Source organism: Allobosea sp. TAF32 (assembly GCF_052113585.1).
In the GTDB taxonomy this organism is placed as follows: domain Bacteria; phylum Pseudomonadota; class Alphaproteobacteria; order Rhizobiales; family Beijerinckiaceae; genus Allobosea.
This window is the reverse complement of sequence record NZ_JBFRDM010000008.1, coordinates 273,224-299,191: the sequence shown is the minus strand read 5'-3', so window position 1 is coordinate 299,191 and position 25,968 is coordinate 273,224. Positions and strand designations below refer to the sequence as shown.

The following is a 25,968-nucleotide window of genomic DNA, read 5'->3' as shown; positions in this document are numbered from 1 at the left end:
CGGTTGCGCTAAAGCGCCGTCATGGATCTCATCATCTTCGATCTCGACGGCACCCTCATCAATTCCGAGGCGATCATCCTCGGGGCGCAGTACGAGGCGTTCAGGCGCTGCGGCCGGGTGCATCCGGGGCGCGAGGCCGGGCTCGGCATCGTCGGGCTGACGCTGGATATCGCGATGGCGCGCCTCGCCGGGCTCGACCAGCCCGACGATGTGCTCACCGAGACCTATCGCCAGGTCTTCGGTGCGATGCGCCTGCAGGCGCAGAGCGACCCTTCGCTGGACGAGCCGTTGTTTCCAGGCGTGGCGGAGACTCTTGCCGAGCTGAAGCGCCACACCGGGTTGAAGCTCGGCATCGCCACCGGCAAGTCGCGCAAGGGCGCCGAGTTCATCGTCGCCCGGCATGGCTGGGAGGGGCTGTTCGACACGGTGCAGTCGGCCGACGACGCGCCTTCGAAGCCGCATCCCGGGATGATCCAGCGTGCGATGGCGGAGACTGGCGCTATGTCCACGCGCACGGCGATGGTCGGTGACAGCTCCTTCGATATCGAGATGGCGGTGGCGGCCGGCGTGGTGCCCGTCGCAGTATCCTGGGGCTTTCAGCCGGTCGACCGGCTGGTCGCACTCGGCGCCCGGCATGTGCTGGGCGAGTTCCCCGAACTGCCGGGAGCGCTGGGATTGCCGAAGACCGTCTCGGCCTAAAGCATCGGGCCGAAAAGTGGAATCCACTTTTCGGAGAAATCCGATGCTCAAACAAAGAGATAGATCGCCCCTTTGCGCCCGATAGGACGCATGGCGATCTAGCATCCGGCCGGACGGCGGAAGCCGCTTTTCGGAGCGGCGCGGATACGCGACTGACATCCCGATGCGCCGGCCCCCCAAGAACCGGGCGTCCGTTCGCCGGGCGGCACACGCGCCGGGGCACCGGGTAACCCAGGAGAGAGCCAGGCGGGGCGCTTGAATCGGGCGGCGACGATATCGCCGGCTGAGGCCCTGCCGGAGCGGTTCGGCGCACGGCAGTAAGATCCTCGCAACCAAACCGACTCAGTTCTGTTTAACCTGAATAACCGTTCAGATTTGCGCGTTAACCACCTGATGCGGGAGGCGGGTGCATGGTGTTCCCACAACAGGGACGTACCGGCACACAACAACGCCGGACAGGGGTTCAAGCATGATGGATCATGAGTTTCGTGAATTCGTCGATCGCGTGATGGATCGTTGCGCGATCGACGATGAAGACGTCAAGATGCTTCAGCGTAACATCTTGAACGACGTCGTCGTGACGCGCGACATCATCGATGTCCTGGTGGCACTCGACCGGGCCGTGGCGCAAAGCTGCAAGGCCTATGCGGATTACCTCGTGGCTGTCGTCGTCGACTTCGCCGTCTGGGAGAACCGCCCGACCGGCGTGATCGACCGCGACAAGGCGCATTGGCTGGTGACGACCCTCTCGGCCGGCGAGGGACCGACGGTGACGGCCCAGCGTATCGCCTTCGAGATCGCTCGCGAAGCCGAGCATTGCGACGAGGCGCTGCTTGCCTTCGCCTTCGCCAAGGGCGCAGCGAAGGAGGTCGCGCGGGTCGCTGCCGGCAGCACGACGCGGGCTCTGCTCGCGAACTGAGCTGCGCATCCGCGCACAACGGTCTGGCCTATCGCTCACCACGCGCTCGTCCAGGCGTGCGGTGAGCTATCTGTTTGTCAAAGCATCGGGCCGAAACGAGGCTTCCACCTGTCGGACCGATGCGATTGCCGACTTTCGCATCGGTGGACGACGGTTGCGGCGTCCAATACACCCCGGCTATTGCAGTTTGGTCTGAAGCCGGGGGAATGCCGCGCATGTTCTCGAAGATCCTGATCGCGAACCGCGGCGAGATCGCCTGCCGTGTCATCAAGACGGCACGGCGCATGGGCATCAAGACGGTCGCCGTCTATTCGGATGCCGACCGCGACGCGCTGCATGTCGAGATGGCGGATGAAGCCGTGCATATCGGCGCGGCGCCCGCGGCGCAGTCCTATCTGCTGATCGACAGGATCATCGACGCCTGCAAGGCGACCGGCGCCGAGGCGGTGCATCCCGGCTACGGCTTCCTGTCCGAGCGCGAGGCCTTCGCTAGGGCGTTGAAGGACAACGGCATCGTCTTCATCGGCCCCAATCCCGGCGCCATCGCCGCGATGGGCGACAAGATCGAATCGAAGAAGGCGGCTGCTGCAGCCAAGGTTTCGACCGTTCCCGGCTTCCTCGGCATCATCGAGAACCCCGAGCACGCGGTGACCATCGCCGACGAGATCGGCTATCCCGTGATGATCAAGGCTTCGGCCGGCGGCGGCGGTAAGGGCATGCGCATCGCCCATTCCGCCGGCGAGGTCGCGGAAGGCTTTGCCCGCGCCAAGTCGGAGGCGGCATCCTCCTTCGGTGATGACCGCGTCTTCGTCGAGAAGTTCATCGTCGATCCCCGCCATATCGAGATCCAGGTTCTCGGCGACAAGCACGGCAACGTCATCTATCTCGGCGAGCGCGAATGCTCGATCCAGCGCCGCAACCAGAAGGTGCTGGAGGAGGCGCCGTCGCCGCTGCTCGACGAGGCCACCCGGCGCAAGATGGGCGAGCAGGCGGTCGCGCTGGCCAAGGCCGTGCACTACGATTCTGCTGGGACGGTCGAATTCGTCGCCGGCCAGGACAAGTCGTTCTATTTCCTCGAAATGAACACGCGCCTCCAGGTCGAGCATCCAGTGACGGAGATGGTCACCGGCATCGACCTCGTCGAGCAGATGATCCGTGTCGCGTATGGGGAAAAGCTGGCGATCAGCCAGGAGGATGTGAAGCTCGATGGCTGGGCGGTGGAGAGCCGCGTTTATGCCGAGGACCCGACCCGCAATTTCCTGCCTTCGACCGGCCGGCTCGTCACCTACCGGCCGCCGGCTGAGGGGCCGGACGGCGAGGCAACGGTGCGCAACGATACCGGCGTCTTCGAAGGCGGCGAGATCTCGATCTATTACGACCCGATGATCGCCAAGCTGGTTACGCATGCCCCGACCCGCGAGGCGGCGATCAAGGCGCAGGCGCGCGCGCTCGATGCCTTCGCCATCGACGGCATCCGCCACAACATCCCTTTCGTCGCGGCAGTGATGCAGCACCCGCGCTGGATCGCCGGCAATCTCTCGACCGGCTTCATCGCCGAGGAATTCCCGGAGGGCTTTTCACTCCCCGAGCCCAAGGGTGAGACAGCGCAGCGCATGGCCGCGATCGCGATCGCCTGCGACCACAAGCTGAACCAGCGCAAGCGCAATGTCTCGGCGCAGATGGAAGGCTGGCGCAAGGTCTCCTTCGAGCGGCAGCGCATCGTCCAGCTGGGCGCGGAGCGCTTCGAGGGCGAGGTCACGGAGCAGGGCGGAGCGGTGGTCATCGCTTTCCCGGACCGCAGCGTCAGCGTCGTCAGCGATTGGCGCCCGGGCGAGCCGGTCTGGCACGGCACGCTCGACGGGGTGAAGATCGCGGCGCAAGTCCGGCCGATCCTGAACGGCGTCTCGCTCGGCCATGCCGGCGCCTATGCCAACGCCCATGTCTATACGCAGCGCGAGGCCGAGCTCGCTGCGCTGATGCCGGAGAAGGTTGCGGCCGATACCGGCAAGTTCCTGCTGTGCCCGATGCCGGGCCTCGTCAAGGCGATTTCGGTCGTCGTCGGGCAGGAGGTCAAGGCGGGTGAGCCGCTCGCCATGGTCGAGGCAATGAAGATGGAAAACGTGCTGCGCGCCGAGAAGGACGTCACCATCGCCAAGATTCTGGCGAAGGAAGGCGACTCGCTCGCCGTCGATGCCGTCATCATGGAATTCGCCTGAGAGAGAGACGGGACATGCTGAAGATCTGGGGGCGGTTGAGCTCGATCAATGTCCAGAAGGTCGTCTGGGCGGCCGGCGAGGTGGGAAAGGCTTTCGAACGCATCGATGTGGGCGGGCCCTTCGGTGGGCTCGACACGCCGGAATATCGCGCGATGAACCCCAACCGCCAGATCCCCGTCCTGGAGGACGGCGACTTCCACCTGTGGGAGTCGAACAGCATCGTGCGCTATCTGGCGGCGCGCTACGGCGCCGCGGATATTTGGGAAGCGGACGTCGTGCGGCGGGCTGAGGCCGAGCGCTGGATGGACTGGATGCTGTCCGAGCTGCAGCCGGCGCTGGCGCCGGTGCTCTGGGGCGTGGTGCGGAAGGCACCGGGCTATACCGATCCCAAGGTCATCGCCGAGGGCATGAAGCGGGCCGAGGCGCTGATGACGATCCTCGAAGCGCAGCTGGCGGACAAGCCGTTCCTGTCAGGCGAGCGCTTCGGCGTTGCCGATATTACCGTCGGTTGTGGCGCGCATCGCTGGTTCAACATGCCGGTCGAGCGGGCCGAGCGGCCGGTGGTGCGTCGCTGGTACGAGGCGCTCTTTGCTCGGCCGGCAGCTCAGGCGGCGCTGCCATTGCCGATCACGTGAGGCGTTACCGCGGTGCTTGATCCGCGCCGCAGCCCTGTCATGATGCCCTGCATGAACGCTCTGCGCGCCGCTCTGCTGTTATGTTCGCTCGGCGCGGCCAGCGCGGCTGTGGCGCAGGACGCGCCGAGGCCGCGCGGCGACCTGTTGTCCCTGGCGGGCTGCCTGCGCGACAATGGAGCGTCGCCTTCGGCCTGTATCGGAACCGTAGCCATCGCCTGTGTCCGTGCGGCCAGCAGTAATCCCCGCGGAGCCGAAGCAGCCTGTGCCCGGCGCGAGGAAGCGGTCTGGCGCGAACGTCTGACGCTCGCGTTGCAGGTGAGCGGTCGCTCGCTCGATGCGGGCCAGCGCAGCCGGCTTGCTGCCGTGCAACTCGCCTGGGAAAGTTATGTCTCGCAGAAATGCGCGCTCTATGGCGCCAGCCAGCGCGAGGAACTGCAGGCCGGGCGGCAGGCGGGTTGCGAGCTGCGCGAGGTCGCCGAGCGCGCCATCGAGCTGGCCAAGGGGCTTCCGCAGGCGGGGCGCCAGCCGCAATCGCCGCCGCAGATCATCCGCTAGGCAGATCGCCCGTGGCCGTCGTGACCATCGGGCGGCGGATGGTGGCGATCCGAAAGCGCTGGAGTGCCGCGTCCGCCTGCGACTATAGGGTGGAGGGCGGTGGTTGTCCGCCATCCGCCTGAAGCCGCGAGCCAGCAATGTTCTTCGTCCTGTCCAAACTGGTCTGGTTCGTCTTCTCGCCGGTCAATTTCGTCATCCTGCTCGCGGGCGTTTCGGCGCTGCTCGCCTTCACCCGTTTTGCCCGTCCGGCGCGGTGGCTCGGGCTCCTGTCGCTTGTTGCGCTTGGGCTGATGGCTTTCAGCCCGCTGTCGCGGATCATCGTCCGGCCGCTGGAGGACCGCTTCCCGCAGCAGCAGGCGGCGAAGGGGCCGGTGACCGGCATCGTCGTCCTCGGCGGCGCAGTCGGTGTGGCGCGGGGCGATGCGGTGCTGAATTCAGCGGGTGCGCGCATGACCAAGGCGGTGGAACTCGCCAGGCTTCATCCCGAGGCCAAGGTGGTTTTCACGGGCGGCTCAGCCAACCTGCTATCGGAAGCGACAACGACGGAAGCGGACGGGGCCAAATTGCTGTTCGAGGGCCTCGGACTCGATCCAAAGCGGCTCATTCTCGAGGATAAGTCGCGCAATACCCGCGAAAATGCGTCTTTCACCCGCCGTCTCGTCGATCCGAAGCCGGGCGAGCGCTGGCTTCTGGTGACGTCAGCCTGGCATATGCCGCGCGCGATGGGCGTTTTCCGGAGCGCGAACTTTCCGGTCGAGGCCTTTCCGGTCGACTACTGGACCAAGGGCGAGCCCGACGACTTCATCCGGCCCTATAGCCGTGCGCACAGGGCTCTGGAGATTTCCGATAACGGCTTCAAGGAATGGGTCGGGCTCGTCGCCTATCGGCTGGCGGGCTATACCGACGCGCTCTTTCCGGCGCCGTGAACTCAGATGTCGTCGGCGGGGAGCGTCAGCCTGTAGACGCCACGGAAATCGTCGGGGTCGACCGGCCGCCCCTTGCGGGTGATGACGAGCTGGCCTTCCTTCATCAGCTTCACCGCGGCGCGCCGCACCGGCTGCATCAGCGGCCCCCAATCGTCGGGGTGATCGCTGCCGAGGGTGCGGGCCACGTCCATGGGGGAAACCGTCCGTCCCGGTCCCTGCTGCGTCAGCAGCGAAAGAATCGCCCGCTCGATCGCCTCTGCTTCGATGGTCATTGCTGGCTCGGATAGTTGAAGACGCGGGCGGCGTCGGAGGCGAACTGGCGGCGATACATCGCCACGAGCACGGCACCGGTGAAGGCGAGGAAGGTGACCGGCCCAAGGAACCAGCCGAGATAGGCGAGCGCGAAGAAGAAGGCGCGCTGGCCGCGGTTGAAGTGGCGACCGGCAGCGATGTTCATCTCGATCGCCTCATGCACGGCATGAGCCTTCGCGACCGCGTTGGGTTCGTCCTTTGGCGGCAGGGCGCCGAGCAGGATGACGCAGTAGTTGAACAGCCGGTAGCTCCAGGCGAATTTGAAGAAGGCGTAGCCGAAGACGCCGGCAAGCCCGATCACCTTCATCTCCCAGACCGCGCGCAGCGTGACCGGCACGAAGGGGAGATCGGAAAAGATTGCGACGACACGGTCGGTCGACTGCAGCAGGGCGAGCGTGCCGCCGATCGCGATCAGCGAAGTCGAGGCGAAGAAGGCCGTGCCGTTCTGCAGGCCGTTCATGACCTGGGTGTCGACAATGCGATTGTCGCGCGCCATCGATTCGTTGATCCAGCGGGCGCGGCGCAGGTTCATCCGCATATTCAGCGTCTTGCCCGCGTGCGGGCCGAGTTCGACGGCATAGTGATAGCCGACCCAGGAGGCGGCGAAGAACGCCAGGGCGATCACGTCCAGATTGCTGAAACCGAGCATGCCATCGCTCTGCCACTTCACTTGCCAAACAGGCAAGCAGCTTGTGCCGAGGCCGCGCCGACGACAAGAGACACGGCATTGACGCTGCGGCGGCAAGCCGCCACGGTGCGCGCGGAATCGGGAGGGCGCAGCGATGCCGCAGACCATCACGAAGGGCTACAAGGCCCTGGTCGCAGAAGCTGAGAGCAAGGTCGAGACGTTGTCGATCGAGGCGGCGCAGGCACTCCACGGCCGCGACGACGTGGTCTTCGTCGATCTGCGCGATCCACGCGAGCTGGAGCGGGAAGGGCGCATGCCCGGTGCCTTCCATTGCCCGCGCGGCATGCTCGAATTCTGGATCGACCCGGAAAGCCCCTATGCCAAGCCGGTCTTCCAGGAGGACAAGCGCTTCGTCTTCTTCTGCGGTGGCGGCTGGCGTTCGGCGCTGGCGGCAAAGACAGCGCAGGAGATGGGGCTGAAGCCGGTCGCCCATGTCGCCGGCGGTTTCTCGGCCTGGAAGAAGGCGGGTGCGCCGGTCGAGACCTCTGCCGCCGACCGGAAGGGCTGAGTCTCGAGCCTTGTCCCATATCGTCATCGTTCTGCTGGTTGCGGCTTTTATCTTCCGCAAGCCGCTCGGAAAGCTGCTCGCGCGACAATTCCCGAATCGCGGCAAGCGCCAGCAGGTGCTGGCGACGATCATCGCCGCTTTTCTTCTGGTGATCGCAGCCCGGCTCGTCGCGCTGTTCTGGTGATCGCCCGTCGCCCGTTTTGAAATGGGCGAGGGTGCCCCGTGCGGCCGGCGCATGGGAGGGCGGCTTGCGCCATGCCTACAGATCAGGCATCTTGGCTGCCTGGCTCCAAGTCAAGAAAGGGAGGGCTGAATGGTAATCGTCACCACCGCTGTCACTCCCATGCGACCACCTAAACACTAGGTCGGTCTTGCACGATGCCCGCCAACCGGCGGTCTCCTGAGCCTTTTCCAGACTATTTTCTTTCATTGCCGGAGTCGGCGCGCGTCGTCGTCTCCGCCTGATCCGGAGTCGGTGCCGCCTCGGTGCCGGATGACGCTATGTCTCTTGATACTCAAACCGGGCGGCGGGAGCCGTTCCGGGCCGTTCTCGGCTTCACTTTCCGTCATTGGGCGCGTCAGCCCGGGCAGGTCGCCTGGGTCGCGGGCGTCACCGTGGTCGCTACGCTCGCCGAGCTGTTAACGCCGGTCTATGCCGGCCGCCTCGTCGATGCGGTGGCGACAGGCGTCGACGCTGCCGATGCGGCGCTGTGGGCCTTGGCGGCGATGATGGTGCTCGCCGCGGTCACCGTGTTCGGGCGGCACTTCGCCTATATCGGCATCACCACCATGACGCTGCGCACGATGCGCGACGTGGCGCAGGAGGCGTTCGCGCGCCTGCAGCGCTTCTCGACCGACTGGCACGCCAATAATTTTGCCGGCTCAACTGTGCGCAAGATCACGCGCGGCATGTGGGCGCTCGACCTGCTCAGCGACACCGTCCTGATCGCGCTCCTGCCGTCGCTCGTCATCCTGCTCGGCATGACGGCGCTGCTGGCCTGGCACTGGCCGGTGATGGGACTTGTCGTGGCGCTGGGAGCGTTGGCCTATATCGGGTTGACGCTCGGGCTCTCGCTGCGCTTCGTGGCGCCGGCAGCGCGGCTGGGCAATGCCTGGGACACCCGCCTTGGCGGTGCGCTAGCGGACGCCATCACCTGCAACCCGGTGGTGAAGGCCTATGGGGCGGAGGCGCGCGAGGATTATCGCCTCGCCGCCGTGATGGCGAAATGGAGCCGCCGGACGGAGCGCGCCTGGGTGCGCGGCACCTGGTCCGGCACCGGGCAACTCATCGTGCTGCTGTTCCTGCGGGCAGCGGTGATCGGCCTCGTGATCTGGCTCTGGCTGAACGGGCAGGCGAGCGCGGGCGATGTAGCCTTCGTGCTGACGGCCTATGCGGTGGTGCATGGCTATTTGCGCGACGTCGGGCAGCACGTCCACAACCTGCAGCGTTCGGTCAACGACATGGAGGAGCTCGTCTGGATGCACGATCTTCCCTATGGCGTGCCGGACCGGAAAGGCGCGGTGGAGATGGGTGTGACGGCGGGTGAGATCGCCTTCGAGGACGTGACCTTCCACTATGGAGGCCATCACGATCCGCTCTACCGCGACTTCTCGCTGACCATCCGTGGCGGCGAGAAGGTCGGCCTCGTCGGGCGTTCCGGATCCGGCAAGACGACTTTCGTCAAGCTGGTGCAGCGGCTCTACGACGTCACCGCGGGCTGCATCGCGATCGACGGGCAGGACATCGCGGATGTCACGCAGGACAGCCTGCGCCGGCAAATCGCGATCGTGCAGCAGGAGCCGGTGCTGTTCCACCGCTCGCTGGCGGAGAACATCGCCTATGGACGGCCCGGCGCCAGCCAAGCCCAGATCGAGCAGGCGGCGCGGCTCGCCAACGCGCATGACTTCATCATGCGCCTGCCCAAGGGCTACGCCACGCTCGTCGGCGAGCGCGGCATCAAGCTCTCGGGCGGCGAGCGCCAGCGTGTCGCGCTGGCCCGCGCCTTCCTGGCCGATGCGCCGATCCTGATCCTGGACGAGGCGACCTCGAGCCTCGATTCGGAATCGGAGGCGCTGATCCAGCAGGCGATCGAGCGCCTGATGGAAGGCCGCACCACGATCGTGATCGCGCACCGTCTCTCGACTGTGCGGGCCATGGACCGCATCCTGGTCTTCGATCGCGGCCGGGTGGTCGAGGAGGGGCCGCACGAGGCTCTGCTGACCCGCGAAGACGGCGCCTATCGCGCGCTGTTCGAAAAGCAGGTCAGCGAATTGGCGAAGGGGCTGGCGGAGTAGCCGCCGCCGGTTCCCTTGCGTCAGGGCCAGGCTTGTCCCGACCATCCACGTCTTCGCTTGTGGAGTGTCGCGTTCAAGACGTGGAAACCAGTGTCAACCGAGCAGGGCACGAGCTCGGTTGACACTGCAGCGGCCGGGCCAGGCCGCTACCTGCCGCACGGTCAGTTCTCGAAGTAGCTGGTGTTGCGGCCACCGATCACGATGTCCCATCGGTACAGAGCCTCGCCATCGACGCCCTTCCCGGCGGCCTGTCCGAAATGTCGCGGTTGCGCCTCACCAAGCAGAATGAACATCGGGTCGCGGGCGAGGTGGGGGTCGCCTTCGAAATACATTTGCGCGATCAGGCGGGCCGAGCCGCCACGGACCGAGACATGGACATGCGACGGCCGCCAGCGGTCGATGTCAGGGCGCGCCAGATAGGAGCCGGGCCGAATCGTGCGGAAGCGGTAGCGTCCCTGATCGTCCGTCATCGTTCGGCCGAAGCCGAGGAAGTTCGGATCGAGGCGTTCTCGGACGGGATCCTTCACATGGGTGTAGCGGCCCCATCTGTTGGCGTTCCAGATCTCGACCAGCGTGTTGCGGACGGGGCGTCCAAACTCGTCGAAGACATGGCCTGAAATCTCGATGACCTCGCCTTCGGCCTGCGGGCGGCCGGGCGCGATGCGGCTCAGATCGTTCTCGCCGATCTTGAGGCCCGGCAGATCGGCGACCCACGGAACGAAGCTCCGGCGCGCCGCCTCGGGTATGAGATGCAGGCGTTCCAGCGGCACGCGCCGTTCCGCCGCCCCGTCGGTCGGTCCGGGCAGCAACAGGCGTCCTCGGTTCATGATCATGAGCGTGCTCCGCCGTTCGTCAGCTCGAAAGGTCGTCGAAGAATGGGGTCTCGTCCGCGCCGCGCATCACGATCGCGATCTCGTAGATCGCGGGACCGTCATTCGGGGTGGACGTCAGTCTGGCGACGAGTCGGTCGCGCCGCTCCGCCGGGAGGCTTTCCAGCAGGGGGTCGCGAGCGTTCGCTTCGGCCTCGTCGTCGAAGAAGACTTGTGTGACCAGCCGGGTGATCCCGTCGGAGAAGATCGTCAGCGTGATATGAGGTGCGCGTGCGCCCATGCCATTTCCTGCGACGATCGCGCCAGGCTTGATGGTCTTGAAGCTGAATGGTTCCAGGGTCGTCACCAGCCGGCCGTACCCGTCGAAATACGGGTCGAGCAGAGGGTGGTCCAGCACGTCGGGCATCCGCAGAATTCCGGCCGCGTTCGCCTGCCAGAATTCCAGCAGCGCGTCGTCGACCGGCTGTCCCTCGCAATCGAGAAGGCGTCCCCGCAGGATGATCGGCTTGCCCTGCGGTCCGACGCTGAGCCCGTGATGGAGCCGCGTCAGATCGCTCCGATCGTCGTCGACGAAGGAATAGGGATAGTAGGGGCCAACCGTGTCCTCTGCGAGAGGCGCCAGACGATTGGCGGAGAGAGACGGGCTAGTCATGTCGTTGTCTCCAATCTGGGCGAAAGCGGCCCTCCGCCTTCCGAGCGATGATCCACAGCCTCCAAGCCAGCCTGCTGCTGTTCGGGAGGACGGATTGACCGGCTGGCGTTTCCGCTCCTTGCATGGGCACTTCGTTACGCGTCGACCATTCTCGATCGCGTGCGCCTGAACGACGGAACGAGAATCATCACCAGCAATGCGGCAGTCGCCACAAGGAGACCAACGCAGATCGGGCTCGCGAAGATCTGAACCTCTCCCCCGGATATGAGCATCGCGCGCCGCAGGTTTTCCTCCATGGCGGGCCCCAGGATGAAGGCGAGCACCAGCGGCGCAAGGGGGCAATCCAGGAGGGTGAGCACGATGCCGGCCAAGCCGAAAGCGGCCAGCATGGCGACTTCGAAGGGGCTGCTGTTCACCGAGTAGATGCCGATACAGCAGAACAGCAGGATCGCCGGAAACATCAGGCGGTACGGCACCTGCAACAAGCGAACCCATAGGCCGATGAGCGGCAGGTTGATGACGAGCAGCATGAGGTTGCCGACCCACATCGACGCTATCAAGCCCCAGAACAACGCGGGTTGCGCTGAGGACAGATTCGGACTCGGTGCGATACCGTGAATCAGCATGGCACCGGCCATCATCGCCATGACCGAATTGCTGGGGATCCCGAGCGCGAGCATCGGGATGAACGAAGCCTGCGCGCCCGCATTATTGGCAGCCTCGGGGCCTGCCACGCCCTCGATCGCCCCCTGGCCGAATTGCGCGGGCGACGACGACAGTTTCTTCTCCGCCGAATAGGCCGCGAAGGATGCCAGCATCGCGCTGCCTCCGGGGAGGATGCCGAGCACCGCGCCGATACCCGTGCCCCGCAGGGCGGCAGGCCAGGCTCGGCGCCAATCCTCCGCGGTGAGGCGCAATGCGGAGACGGGCTGGGTACGCCCGCCTTCTTCCTGCGGCCGCGCCAGATTGAGCACGACCTCGGCAATGCCGAAGACACCCATGGACAGCGCCGCGATGCCGATGCCGTCCCGCAACTCGCCAACGCCGAAGGTGAAGCGGTCAAGGCCGGTGTTGACGTCGGCTCCGACCGATCCGAGCAGCAACCCGAGCAGGATCATCCCGATCGATTTCAGCAGCGACCCTTGCGCGAACACGATGGCTGCGATCAGGCCGAGAACCATCAGGCAGAAATATTCGGCCGGGCCGAAGCGCTGCGCAGCGGTCGTCAGGGCGGGGCCGAAGAAGGCGATCAGCAGCGTCGTGATCGTCCCCGCCAGGAAGGAAGAGAGCGCGGCGGTGGCCAGCGCCGTGCCCGCCCGGCCTCGGCGCGCCATCTCGTAGCCATCGAGGCAGGTGACCACGGACGACGATTCCCCCGGCAACCGCATCAGGATGGCCGTGGTCGAGCCGCCATATTGCGCTCCGTAATAGATGCCGGCCAGCATGATCAGAGCGCCGGTCGGCTCGAGATAATAGGTCAGCGGCAACAGCATCGCCATGGTGGCGATCGGCCCCAGGCCGGGCAGGACGCCGATCAAGGTTCCGATCAGCGCGCCGAGAAAGCAGTACCAGAGATTGATCGGGGTCGCCGCGACGGCCAGCCCGCCGGCGATGGAGGAAAGGATATCGCTCACAGCGGCCAGACCTGAACCGAGAGCCTGAGAACGTAACCGAAGAGCAAAGCGGCAACGCCTGCGAAGATCACCGCGACGACTGGCACCTCCCGCCAGCGCGCCTGCGGATCACCGAGTGCAGCCGCCAGGACGCAAGCGAGGCAGGCGACAAACAGGCCGGCGCGCTCCACCAGCAGCCCGAACAGAAGAATCGCCAGGCAGACACCGCTCGCAGCGCGCAACGGGAAGGCTGGCCATCCCCGCGGGCGCCATCCTGCTCCCTTGATAACGAGCAGGAGCCCTGTGACCAGCAAACCCGCGGCGATGGCCCGCGGAATATAGCCGGGGCCCATGTCGAGCGAGCTCCCGGCCGGATAGTCCCGACCGATGAAGAGCGCCGCGAGCCCCAACAGGCCCAACATCAGCCCAGCCGCGAGATCGCTCCCCGAGCTCGCCGCCTCCGGGCCGGCCTCTGCCAAGCTCTGCGGGGCGACTTCGTTCTGCTCTTGCATGACCTTTCGCTCCGGGAAAAGGCGCCTGCTCTCATTGTGCCTATAGACTAGTTTTATATACTATTGCTAGGCAGGCAAGCCACTCGATGGCATATGCGTCGTGCGGAACGTTCGGGAGGCCAGATGCCCATCCAGACAATCAGGACGGTCGCGATCGACCAGCGGCTGACGGACCCCGAATGGCGCTTCGCGCAGGGGCCGCTCGCGGGGATACGGGGCTTTGCCATCGTCATAACGGACGCGCGAGGCGTGGAGGGCCATGGCTACATCCGCGCGATGCCGCCATGGACGGAGCCCGTCGCCGTGGTGAAGGCGAGCTTCGATCATCTCTGCGAGGGCCTGGTCGGACAGGACGAGACCGCGATTGGTGCCATCATGGACGGGCTGGATCGACGGCTGCATGGCGCGCTGCCGGTAAAGGCCGGAATCGAGTGCGCTTTGCTCGACCTGCGTGCCCGTGCGCTCGGCGTGCCCTTGCACGACCTGTATGGCGGTAGGCGGCAGGAGCGCTTCGCCAATACGCGGATCATTCCCCTGAAATCGCCGCAGCGCATGGCCGAGGTTGCCGTGGAGTTGGTGGAGGCCGGCTTCAGGCACCTGAAGGTCAAGGTTTCCGGCGAGCCGGAACTCGATATCGCACGCGTCCGCGATGTGCGCTCGGCGGTCGGGCAGGATATCGCGCTGATGATCGACGCCAACGAGTCCTACCCACCCAAGCTGGCGGTGCGCACCATCAACGCCATGGCTCGCTTCGGCCTTGAACTGGTTGAGCAGCCCACCTCGGCCCGTGATTTCAGGAGCCTGATCGCGGTGGCCTCTGCGCTCGACATTCCCGTCGAGGCTGATGAGAGCGCCCAGGATCTGCAGTCGATCCTGAGGATCGTCGAGGCCGGCCATGTGGCGTCGATCAATCTGCGCATTCTCAACCATGGTGGCCCGAGCCGCACCGCACAGGCGATCGCGATCTGCCGCGCCGCGAATGTCGACTTCCGCTTCGGCGCGGTGTTCGGCTCGAGCATCGTTCATGCCCATACGCTGCATCTCGCGGCGAGCCTGCCGCCTCCGCGCTTTCCGCACGAATTCTCCGAGATGGCGTTGCTAGACAACGACCTTTTCTCGGGGCTGAAGCTGGAGGCGGGGATAGTCGCCGTGCCGGATGGTGTCGGGACGGGGCTCGTGTTCAACGAGTGAAGCGCCGACTCTTCAATCGAATTTGAGCCCCGCCTTGGCGATGATCTCGGCATAGATGTCGCGATCCTGCGCCACCGTCTTTCCGAAATCGGCAGCTGGCTGATAGGCCGGCTCGCCGCCGAGGCCGCGCAGCTTCTCCTGCGTCGCAGGGTCGGCCATGACCCGTGCCAGCGTCACGTTGAGCTTGTCCGCGACTGTTCCCGGCATGTGCGCAGGGCCGACGAGGCCAACCCAGGAATGAGCGACGAACTGCGGAAAGCCGCTCTCCTTCATCGTCGGGACATCCGGGAATTCCGGCGAGCGCTTCTCGTTGGTGGTGGCGAGGATGCGGATCTTTCCGGCCTTGGCGAGTTCCCCGAGTTCGCCGCCGATCATCAGCGGGATATGCCCAGCCACGATGTCGTTCAGTGCCGGGCCGCTGCCGCGATAGGGGACATGCTTGAGCGCAGCGCCCGATGCGATGCTGACGAGTTCGCCCGCCAGATGGCTGTAGGTTCCGACGCCGCTGGAGGCATAGCCGATGCTGTTCGGCTTTTGCTTCGCGAGCGCTACGAGTTCGGCCATCGACTTGGCCGGGAGGCCGGGATAGGCGCCGATGAAGGTAAAGCCTTCGATAAGCCGCGCCACGGGTGTGAAATCCTTGACGGGGTCGTAGGGCAGCTTCTTGTCGACATTGGGCAGGATCGACAACACGCCGGCCGAGCAGAGGAGCAGCACATGGCCGTCGGGCTGCGCCTTCGCGACGAAGTCCGCGCCCGTCGCACCTCCGGCACCGGGGCGGCTCTCGACCAGGAAGGGCTGGCCCAGATCCTTGCTGAGAGCATCCGCGATCAGGCGCGCAACGGCTTCGACGCGGCCGCCCGGCGCGAAAGGAACGATCATGCGGACAGGTTTCGTCGGATAGCTCTGGGCGGCGGCCTCCGTCGCTGCGGTGCCCAGCAAGGCGGCGATGATCGCCAGGAATTTCAAGCTCGACGCTCTCATCTTCACGTTTCCCCTCCTGTTTTCGTTCTTGGATCGGCTTGGCGTTCGACTTGGCGCGGGCGCCCCGTCGCACCAAGAGCGAAAGGGTGATCGCGCCCTGCCTTCGCAAGGCGTTTCAGGAAGCAGCGTGCTCTGTCAGCGAACCGGCGGGGCGTATTGCAGGCCGCCCTTCGACCAGAGGTTGTTGGCGCCGCGCGGAATGCCCAGCGGCGATGCCGGCCCAAGATATTTCTCGTAGCTCTCGCCGTAGTTTCCGACCTGCTTGACGATCCGGTAAGCCCAGTCCTTCGTCAGCCCGAGGCCCTCGCCGAGATTGCCCTCGACGCCGAGGAAGCGCTTGATCTCCGGATTGGCCGATTTGAGCTGATCGTCGACATTGCCCGAGGTCAGGCCAAGCTCCTCGGCATTGACCATCGCGTAATGCGTCCAGCGGACGATATTGGCCCAGGCTTCGTCGCCGCGACGGACGGCCGGTCCGAGCGGCTCCTTCGAGATGAGCTCCGGCAGGATCACGAAATCCTGTCCGTTGGCGATTTTCAGCCGGTAGGCGTAGAGCGCCGATGCATCGGTGGTGAAGACGTCGCAGCGGCCGGCCTCAAACGCCTTGATGGCCTCATCGCCCGAGGCGAAGCTCACTGGCTCGTACTTCAACCCGTTCTTCTGGAAGAAATCGGCGATGTTCAGTTCGGTCGTCGTGCCGCCCTGGACGCAGACGGTCGCGCCGCCCAAATCCTTCGCGGATTTGATGCCCAGCGACTTTTTGACCATCAGCGCCTGGCCGTCGAAATAGGTGATCGCCGAGAAGGACAGGCCGAGCGTCGTGTCGCGCGACAGCGACCAGGTGGTCTGGCGCGAGAGCACGTCGACCTCGCCGGATTGCACGACCGCGAAGCGATCCTTCGGGTTGAGCGAGATGTACTTGACCTTGCCGGCATCGTTCAGGACCGCCGCCGCGACGGCACGGCAGAGATCGACATCGAGCCCGCCCCATTGTCCTTGCGCATTCGGCAGCGAGAAGCCGGGAACGCCCGGGCTCGTTCCGCAGATCAGCTCCCCGCGCTCCTTGACCTTCTCGAGCGTCCCGGCCTGAGCAGCCGCAGCCGATACCAAGGCAGCCGCTACCCCAAGAACAACCTGAAGTGCCTTCATTCTCTCCTCCCGAGTATTTTAAAAAGGCCATAAGACTAGCCTATTGTCACCCTATCGCTCCGTCAACTGGGCGACCAATGCCGAATCCGAACGATACGCCCCCGGAGTGCGGTGGGTTCAGGAGGTATAAGTTTCGATTTTAGTGGGATTCTGTGGCTTTTCTGCCTTTGTGCGACACCGCCGCTGCGCTCGACAGGAAAGATCGTGGTTGATATAGGCCATAAAGCTGACTTAATAGATCGATGCCAATCGAGCCGAGAGCATGCAATGGGCGACATGACACTCCACTGGTCTCCTCGATCGCCGTTCGTACGAAAGGTGATGGTGGCCGCGCATGAGCTGGGCCTCACCGATCGACTGACGCTGCGACGCACGGTCGTCCAGATGACGAAGCCGAACCCGGATCTGCTGCCCGACAATCCGCTGAGCAAGATCCCGACGCTGGTCCTGGCCGATGGTTCGGTCCTGATCGATTCCGGCCTGATCTGCGAGTATCTCGATTCACTGGCCGGTGGCGGCGTCATCGTTCCCGCCAAGGGGCCGGAGCGCTGGAGCGAGCTCAGCCGGCATGCGCTCGCGACCGGGCTTCTCGACCTGCTCATCCTCTGGCGCAACGAGCGCAACAAGCCTGCCGAGCGGCAGACGGCGGAATGGCTGACGAGCTTCGCCACCAAGGCTGCGGCTACTCTTGCGCGTTTCGAGAGCGAAGCCGGGCCGATCGCGCCGGGACCGCTGCCGCTTTCGGGCATCGCGCTCGGCTGCTGCCTGTCCTATCTCGACTTTCGCTACGCGGATTTCGATTGGCGGGCGACGCATCCCAGGCTTGCGCAATGGCATGGCGCCTTCCGCCAGCGCCCGTCGGCCGTCGCCACCGAGGTCAGGGACGATGGCTGAAACCCGGCGCCAGGGCCCTCTCAGCCATGTCCGTGTCCTCGATCTCAGCCGGATCATGGCCGGGCCATGGGCGACCCAGATCCTGGCCGATCTCGGCGCCGACGTCATCAAGGTCGAGCGGCCGGAAGCCGGCGACGACACGCGCGCCTGGGGTCCGCCCTTCCTCAAGGACGATGCCGGCAACCCGACCAGCGAAGCCGGCTATTATCTTTCGGTCAACCGCGGAAAGCGCTCGATTACCGTCGATATCACCAGCCCGAAGGGGCAGGACGTCGTGCGCCGGCTGGCCGCCAAGAGCGACATCGTCGTCGAGAACTACAAGGTCGGGACGCTCAAGCGTTATGGCCTCGACTACGAAGCACTCAAGACGATCAATCCGCGGCTGATCTTTGCCTCGGTGACCGGCTTCGGGCAGAGCGGCCCGCGCAAATCCGCTGCGGCCTACGATTTCGCAATCCAGGCCATGGGCGGCCTGATGAGCGTCACCGGCGAACGCGACGGCATGCCCGGCGCCGGACCGCAGAAGGTCGGCGTTCCCATCGTCGACATCATGACCGGCATGTACACGGCCGTGGGCGTGCTCGCGGCGCTGGTCAGGCGCAACGAGACCGGCAAGGGTGACAATATCGATCTCGCCATGCTGGATGTTCAAACCGGCTTCCTTGCCAACCAGGCGATGAACTGGCTGATCTCGGGGCGTGCGCCGGTGCGCGGCGGCAATCGCCACCCCAATATCCAGCCCCAGGACGTCTTTCCCTGCGCCGATGGCTTCATCGTTCTGGCGGTCGGCAATGATGGGCAGTTCGCCAAGCTTTGTGAGGCATTGGGCGAGCCGCAATGGGCGCATGACGCGCGCTTCGCCAGCAATCCGGCCCGCGTGACCAACCATTCCCTGCTCGATCCGTTGCTGCGTGCGGCCTTTGGCCGTTTCGACCGCGACACGCTCATCGCCATGCTCGATGCTGCCGGGGTTCCTTGCGCGCCCATCAACACGGTGCCGGAAGTGTTCGACGACCCGCAAGTCAGGCATCGGGGGATGCTACGCCAATTGCCCCACGCGCTGGCAGGCAAGGTTCCGCAGGTCGTCAGCCCGCTGAACTTCGAGAACGAACCCCTCTCGTTCGATCGCCCCCCGCCCTTGCTGGGGGAGCATACCGACGAGATCCTTCGCGATATCGGCCTGGCCGAACAAGCTTGATGGAAGACAGAATGGGGCGCCTCCACCTCCCGGCCGTCGATGAGCTGACGACGGATCAGCGCAAGGTCTATGACGAGGTCGTATCCGGGCCGCGCGGGCGATTGATCGGGCCGCTGCGAGCGGTGATTCACAGCCCGGAACTCGCCACGCGCTGGTCCAGGCTCGGCGAGTTCCTGCGCTATTCGACGCTGTTGCCGGCCAAGCTCAACGAGCTCGCCATCATCGTCGTTGGCCGCCACTGGAACAGCCAGCTCGAATTCCACATCCATGCGGAAGCGGCGAAGATCGCGGGCCTGGGTGCGGACTGCATCGAGGCCATCCGGCTGGGCCAGGCGCCGGTCTTCGTCGCGGAAGAGGAGCGGGAGATCTATGAATATGCCCGCCTGCTCGTGCAGACCGGCACGGTTTCCGACGACGTGCATGAAGCGATCGTCCATCGGTGGGGACCGCGTGGTGCCGTCGAGCTCACGGGCGTGATCGGCTACTACACGATGGTGTCGATGACGCTGAATGCGCATGGAATCCCGCTGCCGGACGGGGCGGCTCCGCCTCTGCCCGAGCTGCAGGATGGACCGACACGCTTGCCTGCCTCCATACGCGTGGCCGAGGACGCCGGCCGTGACTGAAACAGTTGCTCCTAGATCGCATCGTGCCCCCGGTTGGAAACTTCCGGCCGGGGCCTGCGACTGCCATGCGCATGTCTTCGGGCCCTATGAGCGTTTCCCGGTATCGCACCAGATGCATTACGCGGCGCCCCTGGCTCCGGCGGCAGCGCATCGCGACACGCTGGAGCGCACCGGCCTGACCCATGGCGTCCTCGTCCAGCCCGGCGCCTATGGCGAAGACCCCTCCGCCATCCTCGATGCCTTGGCTGAAGGCGAGGGGAGTCTGCGCGGCATCGCCGCTGCAAGCGAGCGGGTTCCCCAGGTCGACCTCGACGCCTGGCACGCGGCGGGCATCCGCGGCCTGCGCTTCAACGACATGACCGTGCCTGGTGGGATCGGTCCCTTCCCGGGCTCGGTCGGCACCGAACATCTCGAGGCCATGGCTCCCGGTATGCGGCACAGGGGCTGGCATGCGGAAATCTGGGCCGGGATAGACCGGCACGTCGTGAACCTGCCGCTCTACCGCGCCAGCGGCATTCCTATCGTGCTGGACCATATGGCCGGCCTGCAGATCGCGCGCGGGCTGGGCGATCCGTCGTTCCAGGCGATCTTGGACGCACTTCAAGAGGGCTGGCTCTGGATCAAGCTCGTGCTGTGCCGCTGCTCGCAGGATTTTCCGGATTACGCCGATGTCCGGCCGTTCCATGACGCCCTCATCGCGGCAAACCTCGGACGCGTGGTCTGGGGCTCGGACTGGCCACATCTGCGCCTTGCCGAGCGGGCTCCCGATATCGGGCATCTGCTCGATCTCTTCGCGGAATGGGTTCCGGATGCCGAATTGCGGCGCCAGATTCTCGTCGACAATCCCCGCGCGCTCTACGGGTTCTGATGCCGGCCCCCGGCCTCGTTCGATACGGAGTTTCAGATGGCCAACGCCCTTGAATGCCTGACGGTCGAGGTCCGCGATTTCGTCGCGACGGTGACGATCGACCGGCCGCCGGTCAACGCGCAGAACCGCCAGTTCCGGGAGGAGATCGTCGCCGTCTTCGATGGCCTCAGCGACCGCGCCGACGTGCGGGCGATCGTGCTGACCGGTGCCGGCAAGACCTTCTCGGCAGGCGCCGACCTGAAGGAGCGGCCCGGTCTGGCGGAAGAGCCGGGCGCCTATCCGCGCCATAACCGCCTCGTGCGCGCGTCCTTCGACACGGTGATGGAGTGCTCCAAGCCCGTCATCGCTGCGGTCAACGGTGCCGCGATAGGCGCGGGCTGCGTGCTGGCCCTGTGCTGCGACATCATCCTCGTGGCGGAGGAAGGCTTCTTCGCGATGACCGAGGTCGATGTCGGGCTGGCCGGCGGCGTGAGCCATGTCCGCCGGTTCTTCCGAGAATCCGACGCTCGGATGCTGATCTACACGGCGCGGCGTGTGCGTGGCGCCGAGCTCTACCGGATGGGCGTCGCCTCGCATTGCGTGCCGGCGGAGCAGTTGCTCGGGCTGGCACAGGAGATTGCGCGCGAGATCGCATCGAAGAGCCCTTCGGCCGTCCAGGCTGCCAAGCGCTCCTTCAACGTCACCGAGGGTCTCGAACTGCGTGACGGCTATCGCTTCGAGCAGTCGCAGACCGTGGCGCTGGCTTCCTCCGAGGATACGAAGGAGGCGCAGCGCGCCTTCGCCGAAAAGCGCAAGCCGGTCTTCGGAGGCCGCTAGATGGGCACGCCCGAAATCGTAGCGGTCGAGCACGTTTCCGATGGCGTCGCGGTCGTCACGCTGCACCGCCCGGAGCGTCGCAACGCCCTGAACCTCGAGATCAAGACGCGCATTGCCGACGCCGTCCTGACGCTCGAGGCCGACAGTAATGTGCGCGTCATCGTGCTGACCGGCGCTGGCGGCTACTTCATCGCCGGCACGGATATCGCCGAGATGGAGTCGATGAGCCCGGCCCGGCATCAGGCGCTTGAAACAGACCGGATGTTCACGGTGCTGCGAAGATGCCCGAAGATCCTGATCGCGGCCGTCGAGGGCTATGCGCTGGGCGGCGGCTGCGAGACGGCCCTGTGCTGCGACATGATCGTCGCCGGCGAAGGCGCGCGTTTGGGCCAGCCGGAAATCCGTGTCGGCATCATGCCCGGCGCAGGCGGGACGCAGCGTCTTCTGCGGACCATCGGTAAATACCGCACCATGAGGCTGGCCTTGACGGGAGAGCCCCTAACCGCGCGAGAGGCTTTCGATGCAGGCTTGCTATCGGAGATCGTGCCCGACGGGAGCGCCTTCGAGCGGGCTCTGACCCTTGCCAGGACCGTAGCTGCGATGCCGCCGCTCTCCGTCCTGGCGATCAAGGAGGTCGTGCAGCTCGGGCAGGACGTACCCCTGGAGACGGCGCTCGCGCTGGAGCGCAAGGCCTTCGTCCAGCTTTTCGACACGCAGGACCAAAAAGAGGGAATGCGTGCCTTTCTGGAAAAACGCCCACCTCAATTCAAGGGAAGCTGAGCGCTAGCGCAGCTTCACATCGAATTTCACGACATCCCCGCGATAGATGCCCTTCGCATCGAGCACCAGCATGCCATCCTGGTCCAAGGCCTGCCGATGGACGAAGGCGACCGGCGAATCCAGGGAAATCCCGAGCGCCTCGCTGGTCTCGATATCGGCTGTGCCTATGGTCAGCGTTTGGCGCGCATCCATGATCTCGACCCCCTCGACTTCGGAGACCAGGCGCAGGGCCGTCTTCGATTCGAGATCACGCTGGGCCATGCGGTCGCGAAGCCGTTCATCGATATGGAGATCGGCCAGGAGGAAGGGCTGCCCATGCCGCCAATGACGGCGCCGGACATGTCGATAGGCCGGAGCGAGGGTCCCGATCTGCCCCTCGAAGCCATGGAGGATCGCATCGGGCTCGTCATGGAGAATCTCGATCGTCGCGTCGTAGTTCGGGCGCAGCAGCCCCGACCAGTCGGTGCCGACCTCACACCACAGGTTCTCCGCCGGACGCCGGCGCACGAACGTTCCCCGCGCCCGGTAGCGCTCGATCAGCTGCTCGTCTTCGAGCAGGTCAAGCGCCTGGCGGATCGTTGCCCGCGCCACCCCGCATTCGGTCGAAAGCTCGTCGACGGTCGGGATCTGCGCGCCGACCTGCCACTGCCCGGCCTCGATCCGGCGCCGAAACAGCGTGGCGAGCTGATGATAGCGGGAAATGCCCGTTCGTTTGAATTCCAACGGCTTCGAAGAAACGATGCGGACGATCATGCGGCTCCCAATGTGGCCTGAGATATTCGGCAGGGTATCGCAATACCCTGCAGTTGACGAGCCGGGGGCGCGATATTAATCCGATTAACTAGCTTATTGTCCTTTTGATGCTCGCCCCGGTGTGATGCTCGCACCCGGATGGCTGATCGTCGCTGACATGCAGGACGGACCATCATGCGGAATATCCTCGAGATCTCCGGCCGAAACCTGGATCCGGCAGGGATCGTCCAGGTCGCCCGGTTAGGGGCGCGGGTGGCTCTCGACAGCGAGGCGATGAAACGCATCGTCCGCGCCCGGGAGGTCGTCGACGAGGTTGTCGGCAAGGGCGAGAAAATCTACGGCGTCACCAGCAGCGTCGGAGCCAAGACCGGCACCGTGCTCGCCCTTGAGCGGATTCCCGAATTCAATCGCCGCCTGCTCCTGACCCACAATATGGGGCACGGCCCCCTTGCCGCGCACGAGACGGTGAGGGCGATGATGGTCGTGCTGCTCAACAGCATGGCGACCGGTTATCTCGGCGTCAGGCCGGTGATGGCCGAGATGCTGGTCGATGCGCTGAACACGGATCGCCGGATCGACGTCCACCTCTGGGGCTCGATGGGCCAGAGCGACATGTCGCCCATCGCCGATCTCGCGCTGGAAATTTACAAGGACCATGACTTCGCCGCCGGAGAAGCCCTTGCCTTGCTGAATTCCAGTGCGCTCTCGATCGGTACGGCGGCTCTCGCTTTCCACGATCTCGCACGCATGCTCGATTTTGCGACGCTGGCCGGCGCGTTCAGCATGGAGGGCTTTGCCGCCAATCCCTCGATCGTTTCGGAGGCTGCGCTGAATTCCCGCCCCTTCGACGGCGTGCTGCATCATGGCCGTGCGATCCGAAACTATCTGGCCGGCAGCTACCTGATGCAGCCCGGCGGGCCGCGTCATCTCCAGGATCCGCTGAGTTTCCGCTCGCTGCCGCTTCTCCACGGGAACGCTGCAGACAGCCTCGATTTTGCAGGCAGGCAACTCGCCATCGAACTGAGCGCGAGCCAGAACAATCCGATCGTGGCGATCGAGCAGCGCCAATTGGTCTCGGTCGCCAATTTCGACATGGTCGCGCTGGCGATGGCGCTGGATACCGCCCGGCTCGCCATGGTGCCGGTGGTAACCAGCTCGACCGAACGGCTGGCCAAGCAGGCGGACTCATTCTGGTCGGGCTTGAGCGTCGGCCTGATCGAGGAAGACGGCGTCGGCCTGCCGGGCTTCAACGGCCTCGCGCAGTTTCACAAGTCGATCACCTCGGAGGCACGGCTTCTCGGCGCTCCCGTGGTGAGCGAACTCGCGAGCTCCAGTCATTCCAACGGCAATCTCGATCGCGCCAGCATGGCTGGACTTGCAGCCCGCCGTACGGCGGACATGGCCACACTCTGCCGCTCCATCTTCGGCATGGAACTCATGGTGGCGGCGCAAGCCGTCGAGATGCGAAGGGCCAAGCCACTCGGCCTAGCAACTTCTGAGCTATTTGCGTTCGTCAGACGCGCCGTTCCGTATGCAGGCGCCGGGCAACGCGTGCCTCATGCTGGACAACTGATCGACTACCTCGTTGCAAACGATACTGAAATCGACCGCCTAATCGGAATGGCCTAACTATCGCAAGGGCATGTCCGCTTTCGGGAATTCAGCCAATATTCGGAAGTGGCGCATTTTGCATGGAAGTGAGGAGGGCAGTTGTGCCCTTTTCATACATTTGGGAAGTCCAGTTCCGGGCTCGAATGGACGATCTGCTCAAGGTACGACGCGGGGGTGAAACGGCTTCAAAGTTCGACATAGGCCAGGGCCCGCAGCGGCAAGGAATCCCGCCCCGAGCTGGACATGCCTAAGGGGAACTACGCGATGCGAGATAGTGATCGATGCTCGCGCGGGTTCCTGATTGCCAGATTCTCTGCAGTGTTCGGCCGAACGCTTCCCGGAAGCGTCGATCTTCCGGCAAGTTTCCATAGATGTCCGGCATCTGCAGCCAGGCTTCCGGTTCGAGGCGTGCTCGTCGTGCTTGGGCGTTGAGCCGCGCCCAACTGGGGTCATTCGGCGCGATGGCTTGTCCGCTTTCTGTTTCGCCAAAGCAGTAGCGGCACCACAGGGCACTCACCAGTGTGAGACCGTCAATTGGCCGCCCCGCCTGCAAGGCATCGCGCAGCGTCGGCAGGATAAATTTCGGCTGGCGGTTGGAGCCGTCGAGGCAGAGGCGACGGATGGTGTCGCCGATCTTCGGATTGGCGAAGCGCCGTTCGATCGTGCGCTTGTAATCGGCGAGATCGGTATCGGGGACAGGGGGGACGACGGGAATGACTTCGTCGTCGAGAAGTGCGGACAGGAAGCGGGCGATCTGGGCGTCTTGCATCGCATCGTGGACGAAATGGACGTCGAGCAGGCCGGCGGGATAGGCGATCGCTGCGTGGCCGCCGTTGAGGATGCGGATCTTCATCAGCTCGAACGGCGCGACATCGGCGACGAACTGCACGCCGACCTCTTCGAGGCGAGGGCGCCCGGCCGGGAAATTGTCCTCCAGCACCCATTGCCGGAAATCCTCGCAGAAGACCGGGCGGCTGTCGTCGATGCCGAAATCGTCGCGCAGCGCCTTGCGTTCGCGCTCCGACGTCGCCGGCGTTATGCGGTCGACCATACCATTCGGGAAGGCCACGTTCTCGCGGATCCAGCGCGCGTCGCCGGGGGTGACGAGATCGACGAGGCCGGCAACGGCGTCCACAGTGACGTGCCCGTTGCCAGGCAGGTTGTCGCAGGACATCACCGTGAAGGCCGGCAGGCCGGCCGCGCGCCGCCTTAGCAGTCCGGCGGCGATCAGGCCGAAAGCGGTCTTCGGCGAGGCCAGGCGATCCGCCGCATCGGCGACGATATCGGGATGGCCGGGATCGAAAGCCTGCGTCGCCGGGTCGATGTAGTAGCCGCCCTCGGTGACGGTCAGCGAGACGATGCGCGTGCGGGGATCGACCAGGCGCTCTATGATCGCGGCACTGTCGCCGGGGGGCACGAAATCGATCATCGCGCCGGTGACGCGCGCCTGCGAGTGCTGGGCTTCCTGCGTTACCACCGTGGTCAGGAAATCCTGCGCGGCGAGATCGCGGCCCATCTCGGCGTCGCTTTCGCGCACGCCGGTGCCGACGATCGCCCAGTCACGATCAAGTCCGCACTCGAACAATTCGTCGAGATAGGCGGCCTGATGGGCGCGGTGGAAATTGCCGACACCGATATGGACGAGGCCGGGGCTCAACTCGTCTGCATAGTAGCGGGGGACGCGTATGGACGGCCCGAGCTGTCCGAGCGTGGCGCGAGACAGGCGCACCGCCATCTC

27 protein-coding genes are annotated in these 25,968 nt (G+C 65.2%); 17 read left to right on the top strand and 10 right to left on the bottom strand.

The window, feature by feature from the left end:
- Positions 1–21: 21 nt before the first annotated feature.
- The 6 genes from AB4Z16_RS18540 (at position 22) to AB4Z16_RS18515 (ending at position 5,950) form a co-directional block, all read left to right on the top strand.
- Positions 22–699, top strand: coding sequence for an HAD-IA family hydrolase (locus tag AB4Z16_RS18540; protein ID WP_441512828.1), 678 nt, complete (start codon positions 22–24; stop codon positions 697–699).
- Between the two features lie 469 nt (positions 700–1,168).
- Positions 1,169–1,618: a hypothetical protein gene (locus AB4Z16_RS18535; protein ID WP_441512827.1), complete on the top strand. Its 450-nt coding sequence runs from the start codon at positions 1,169–1,171 to the stop codon at positions 1,616–1,618.
- Between the two features lie 215 nt (positions 1,619–1,833).
- Positions 1,834–3,834 (top strand): acetyl-CoA carboxylase biotin carboxylase subunit, encoded by a 2,001-nt coding sequence (locus AB4Z16_RS18530; protein WP_441512826.1) that lies wholly within the window; start codon positions 1,834–1,836, stop codon positions 3,832–3,834.
- 14 nt (positions 3,835–3,848) lie between these two features.
- Positions 3,849–4,469, top strand: coding sequence for a glutathione S-transferase family protein (locus AB4Z16_RS18525; protein WP_441512825.1), 621 nt, complete (start codon positions 3,849–3,851; stop codon positions 4,467–4,469).
- A gap of 51 nt (positions 4,470–4,520) precedes the next feature.
- Positions 4,521–5,024 (top strand): lysozyme inhibitor LprI family protein, encoded by a 504-nt coding sequence (locus AB4Z16_RS18520; RefSeq protein WP_441512824.1) that lies wholly within the window; start codon positions 4,521–4,523, stop codon positions 5,022–5,024.
- Between the two features lie 137 nt (positions 5,025–5,161).
- Positions 5,162–5,950, top strand: coding sequence for a YdcF family protein (locus AB4Z16_RS18515; RefSeq protein ID WP_441512823.1), 789 nt, complete (start codon positions 5,162–5,164; stop codon positions 5,948–5,950).
- Between the two features lie 2 nt (positions 5,951–5,952).
- Here the strand turns inward: AB4Z16_RS18515 and AB4Z16_RS18510 are convergent, their stop codons facing one another.
- Positions 5,953–6,222 (bottom strand): DUF3253 domain-containing protein, encoded by a 270-nt coding sequence (locus AB4Z16_RS18510; protein WP_441512822.1) that lies wholly within the window; start codon positions 6,220–6,222, stop codon positions 5,953–5,955.
- Entirely contained in the window at positions 6,219–6,911 is a 693-nt protein-coding gene (locus tag AB4Z16_RS18505) for a DUF599 domain-containing protein (RefSeq protein WP_441512821.1), read from the bottom strand. The genes AB4Z16_RS18510 and AB4Z16_RS18505 overlap by 4 nt, the downstream gene beginning before the upstream one ends.
- Positions 6,912–7,044: 133 nt before the next feature.
- Between AB4Z16_RS18505 and AB4Z16_RS18500 the strand changes: the two genes are divergently transcribed.
- From AB4Z16_RS18500 to AB4Z16_RS18490, 3 genes are all read left to right on the top strand, one after another.
- Entirely contained in the window at positions 7,045–7,458 is a 414-nt protein-coding gene (locus AB4Z16_RS18500; protein WP_441512820.1) for a rhodanese-like domain-containing protein, read from the top strand.
- 10 nt (positions 7,459–7,468) lie between these two features.
- Positions 7,469–7,642, top strand: a complete 174-nt coding sequence (locus AB4Z16_RS18495; protein WP_441512819.1) for a hypothetical protein — start codon at positions 7,469–7,471, stop codon at positions 7,640–7,642.
- 317 nt (positions 7,643–7,959) lie between these two features.
- The gene (locus AB4Z16_RS18490) at positions 7,960–9,753 is read left to right on the top strand and encodes an ABC transporter ATP-binding protein (RefSeq protein WP_441512818.1); all 1,794 of its coding nucleotides are present in this window, start codon (positions 7,960–7,962) and stop codon (positions 9,751–9,753) included.
- A gap of 161 nt (positions 9,754–9,914) precedes the next feature.
- On the opposite strand, the gene AB4Z16_RS18485 is transcribed toward AB4Z16_RS18490, so the two are convergent.
- The 4 genes from AB4Z16_RS18485 to AB4Z16_RS18470 form a co-directional block, all read right to left on the bottom strand.
- A complete protein-coding gene (locus tag AB4Z16_RS18485; RefSeq protein ID WP_441512817.1) occupies positions 9,915–10,586 on the bottom strand; it encodes a dioxygenase family protein in 672 nt (223 codons plus the stop codon).
- A gap of 19 nt (positions 10,587–10,605) precedes the next feature.
- Complete coding sequence (gene pcaG / locus AB4Z16_RS18480) at positions 10,606–11,235, bottom strand: protocatechuate 3,4-dioxygenase subunit alpha (RefSeq protein WP_441512816.1); 630 nt, start codon at positions 11,233–11,235, stop codon at positions 10,606–10,608.
- Positions 11,236–11,369: 134 nt separating this feature from the next.
- Positions 11,370–12,869, bottom strand: coding sequence for a tripartite tricarboxylate transporter permease (locus AB4Z16_RS18475; protein ID WP_441512815.1), 1,500 nt, complete (start codon positions 12,867–12,869; stop codon positions 11,370–11,372).
- Positions 12,866–13,360 (bottom strand): tripartite tricarboxylate transporter TctB family protein, encoded by a 495-nt coding sequence (locus AB4Z16_RS18470; protein ID WP_441512814.1) that lies wholly within the window; start codon positions 13,358–13,360, stop codon positions 12,866–12,868. The genes AB4Z16_RS18475 and AB4Z16_RS18470 overlap by 4 nt, the downstream gene beginning before the upstream one ends.
- Positions 13,361–13,483: 123 nt before the next feature.
- Here AB4Z16_RS18470 and AB4Z16_RS18465 point away from each other — a divergent pair, with 123 nt between their 5' ends.
- Entirely contained in the window at positions 13,484–14,551 is a 1,068-nt protein-coding gene (locus AB4Z16_RS18465) for a mandelate racemase/muconate lactonizing enzyme family protein (protein ID WP_441512813.1), read from the top strand.
- 12 nt (positions 14,552–14,563) lie between these two features.
- Here AB4Z16_RS18465 and AB4Z16_RS18460 read toward each other — a convergent pair whose 3' ends face one another.
- Positions 14,564–15,535, bottom strand: coding sequence for a Bug family tripartite tricarboxylate transporter substrate binding protein (locus AB4Z16_RS18460; protein ID WP_441513081.1), 972 nt, complete (start codon positions 15,533–15,535; stop codon positions 14,564–14,566).
- Between the two features lie 135 nt (positions 15,536–15,670).
- Complete coding sequence (locus AB4Z16_RS18455; RefSeq protein ID WP_441512812.1) at positions 15,671–16,684, bottom strand: amino acid ABC transporter substrate-binding protein; 1,014 nt, start codon at positions 16,682–16,684, stop codon at positions 15,671–15,673.
- A 267-nt stretch (positions 16,685–16,951) separates the two neighbouring features.
- Here AB4Z16_RS18455 and AB4Z16_RS18450 point away from each other — a divergent pair, with 267 nt between their 5' ends.
- From AB4Z16_RS18450 to AB4Z16_RS18425, 6 genes are read left to right on the top strand one after another with little or no spacing between them, the layout of a single operon-like run.
- A complete protein-coding gene (locus tag AB4Z16_RS18450) occupies positions 16,952–17,578 on the top strand; it encodes a glutathione S-transferase family protein (protein WP_441512811.1) in 627 nt (208 codons plus the stop codon).
- Positions 17,571–18,776, top strand: coding sequence for a CaiB/BaiF CoA transferase family protein (locus AB4Z16_RS18445; protein ID WP_441512810.1), 1,206 nt, complete (start codon positions 17,571–17,573; stop codon positions 18,774–18,776). The genes AB4Z16_RS18450 and AB4Z16_RS18445 overlap by 8 nt, the downstream gene beginning before the upstream one ends.
- An 11-nt stretch (positions 18,777–18,787) precedes the next feature.
- Positions 18,788–19,402: a carboxymuconolactone decarboxylase family protein gene (locus tag AB4Z16_RS18440; protein ID WP_441512809.1), complete on the top strand. Its 615-nt coding sequence runs from the start codon at positions 18,788–18,790 to the stop codon at positions 19,400–19,402.
- The gene (locus AB4Z16_RS18435) at positions 19,395–20,270 is read left to right on the top strand and encodes an amidohydrolase family protein (RefSeq protein WP_441512808.1); all 876 of its coding nucleotides are present in this window, start codon (positions 19,395–19,397) and stop codon (positions 20,268–20,270) included. The genes AB4Z16_RS18440 and AB4Z16_RS18435 overlap by 8 nt, the downstream gene beginning before the upstream one ends.
- A gap of 36 nt (positions 20,271–20,306) precedes the next feature.
- Positions 20,307–21,086: an enoyl-CoA hydratase/isomerase family protein gene (locus tag AB4Z16_RS18430; RefSeq protein WP_441512807.1), complete on the top strand. Its 780-nt coding sequence runs from the start codon at positions 20,307–20,309 to the stop codon at positions 21,084–21,086.
- Positions 21,087–21,866, top strand: coding sequence for an enoyl-CoA hydratase-related protein (locus AB4Z16_RS18425; protein WP_441512806.1), 780 nt, complete (start codon positions 21,087–21,089; stop codon positions 21,864–21,866).
- A gap of 3 nt (positions 21,867–21,869) precedes the next feature.
- Here AB4Z16_RS18425 and AB4Z16_RS18420 read toward each other — a convergent pair whose 3' ends face one another.
- Positions 21,870–22,619 carry a GntR family transcriptional regulator gene (locus AB4Z16_RS18420; RefSeq protein WP_441512805.1) on the bottom strand — a complete coding sequence of 250 codons (750 nt, stop codon included), beginning with the start codon at positions 22,617–22,619 and terminating at the stop codon, positions 21,870–21,872.
- Between the two features lie 174 nt (positions 22,620–22,793).
- Here AB4Z16_RS18420 and AB4Z16_RS18415 point away from each other — a divergent pair, with 174 nt between their 5' ends.
- Complete coding sequence (locus AB4Z16_RS18415; RefSeq protein WP_441512804.1) at positions 22,794–24,248, top strand: aromatic amino acid lyase; 1,455 nt, start codon at positions 22,794–22,796, stop codon at positions 24,246–24,248.
- Between the two features lie 229 nt (positions 24,249–24,477).
- Here the strand turns inward: AB4Z16_RS18415 and AB4Z16_RS18410 are convergent, their stop codons facing one another.
- Positions 24,478–25,965, bottom strand: a complete 1,488-nt coding sequence (locus AB4Z16_RS18410; RefSeq protein ID WP_441512803.1) for a mannitol dehydrogenase family protein — start codon at positions 25,963–25,965, stop codon at positions 24,478–24,480.
- Positions 25,966–25,968: the final 3 nt, after the last annotated feature.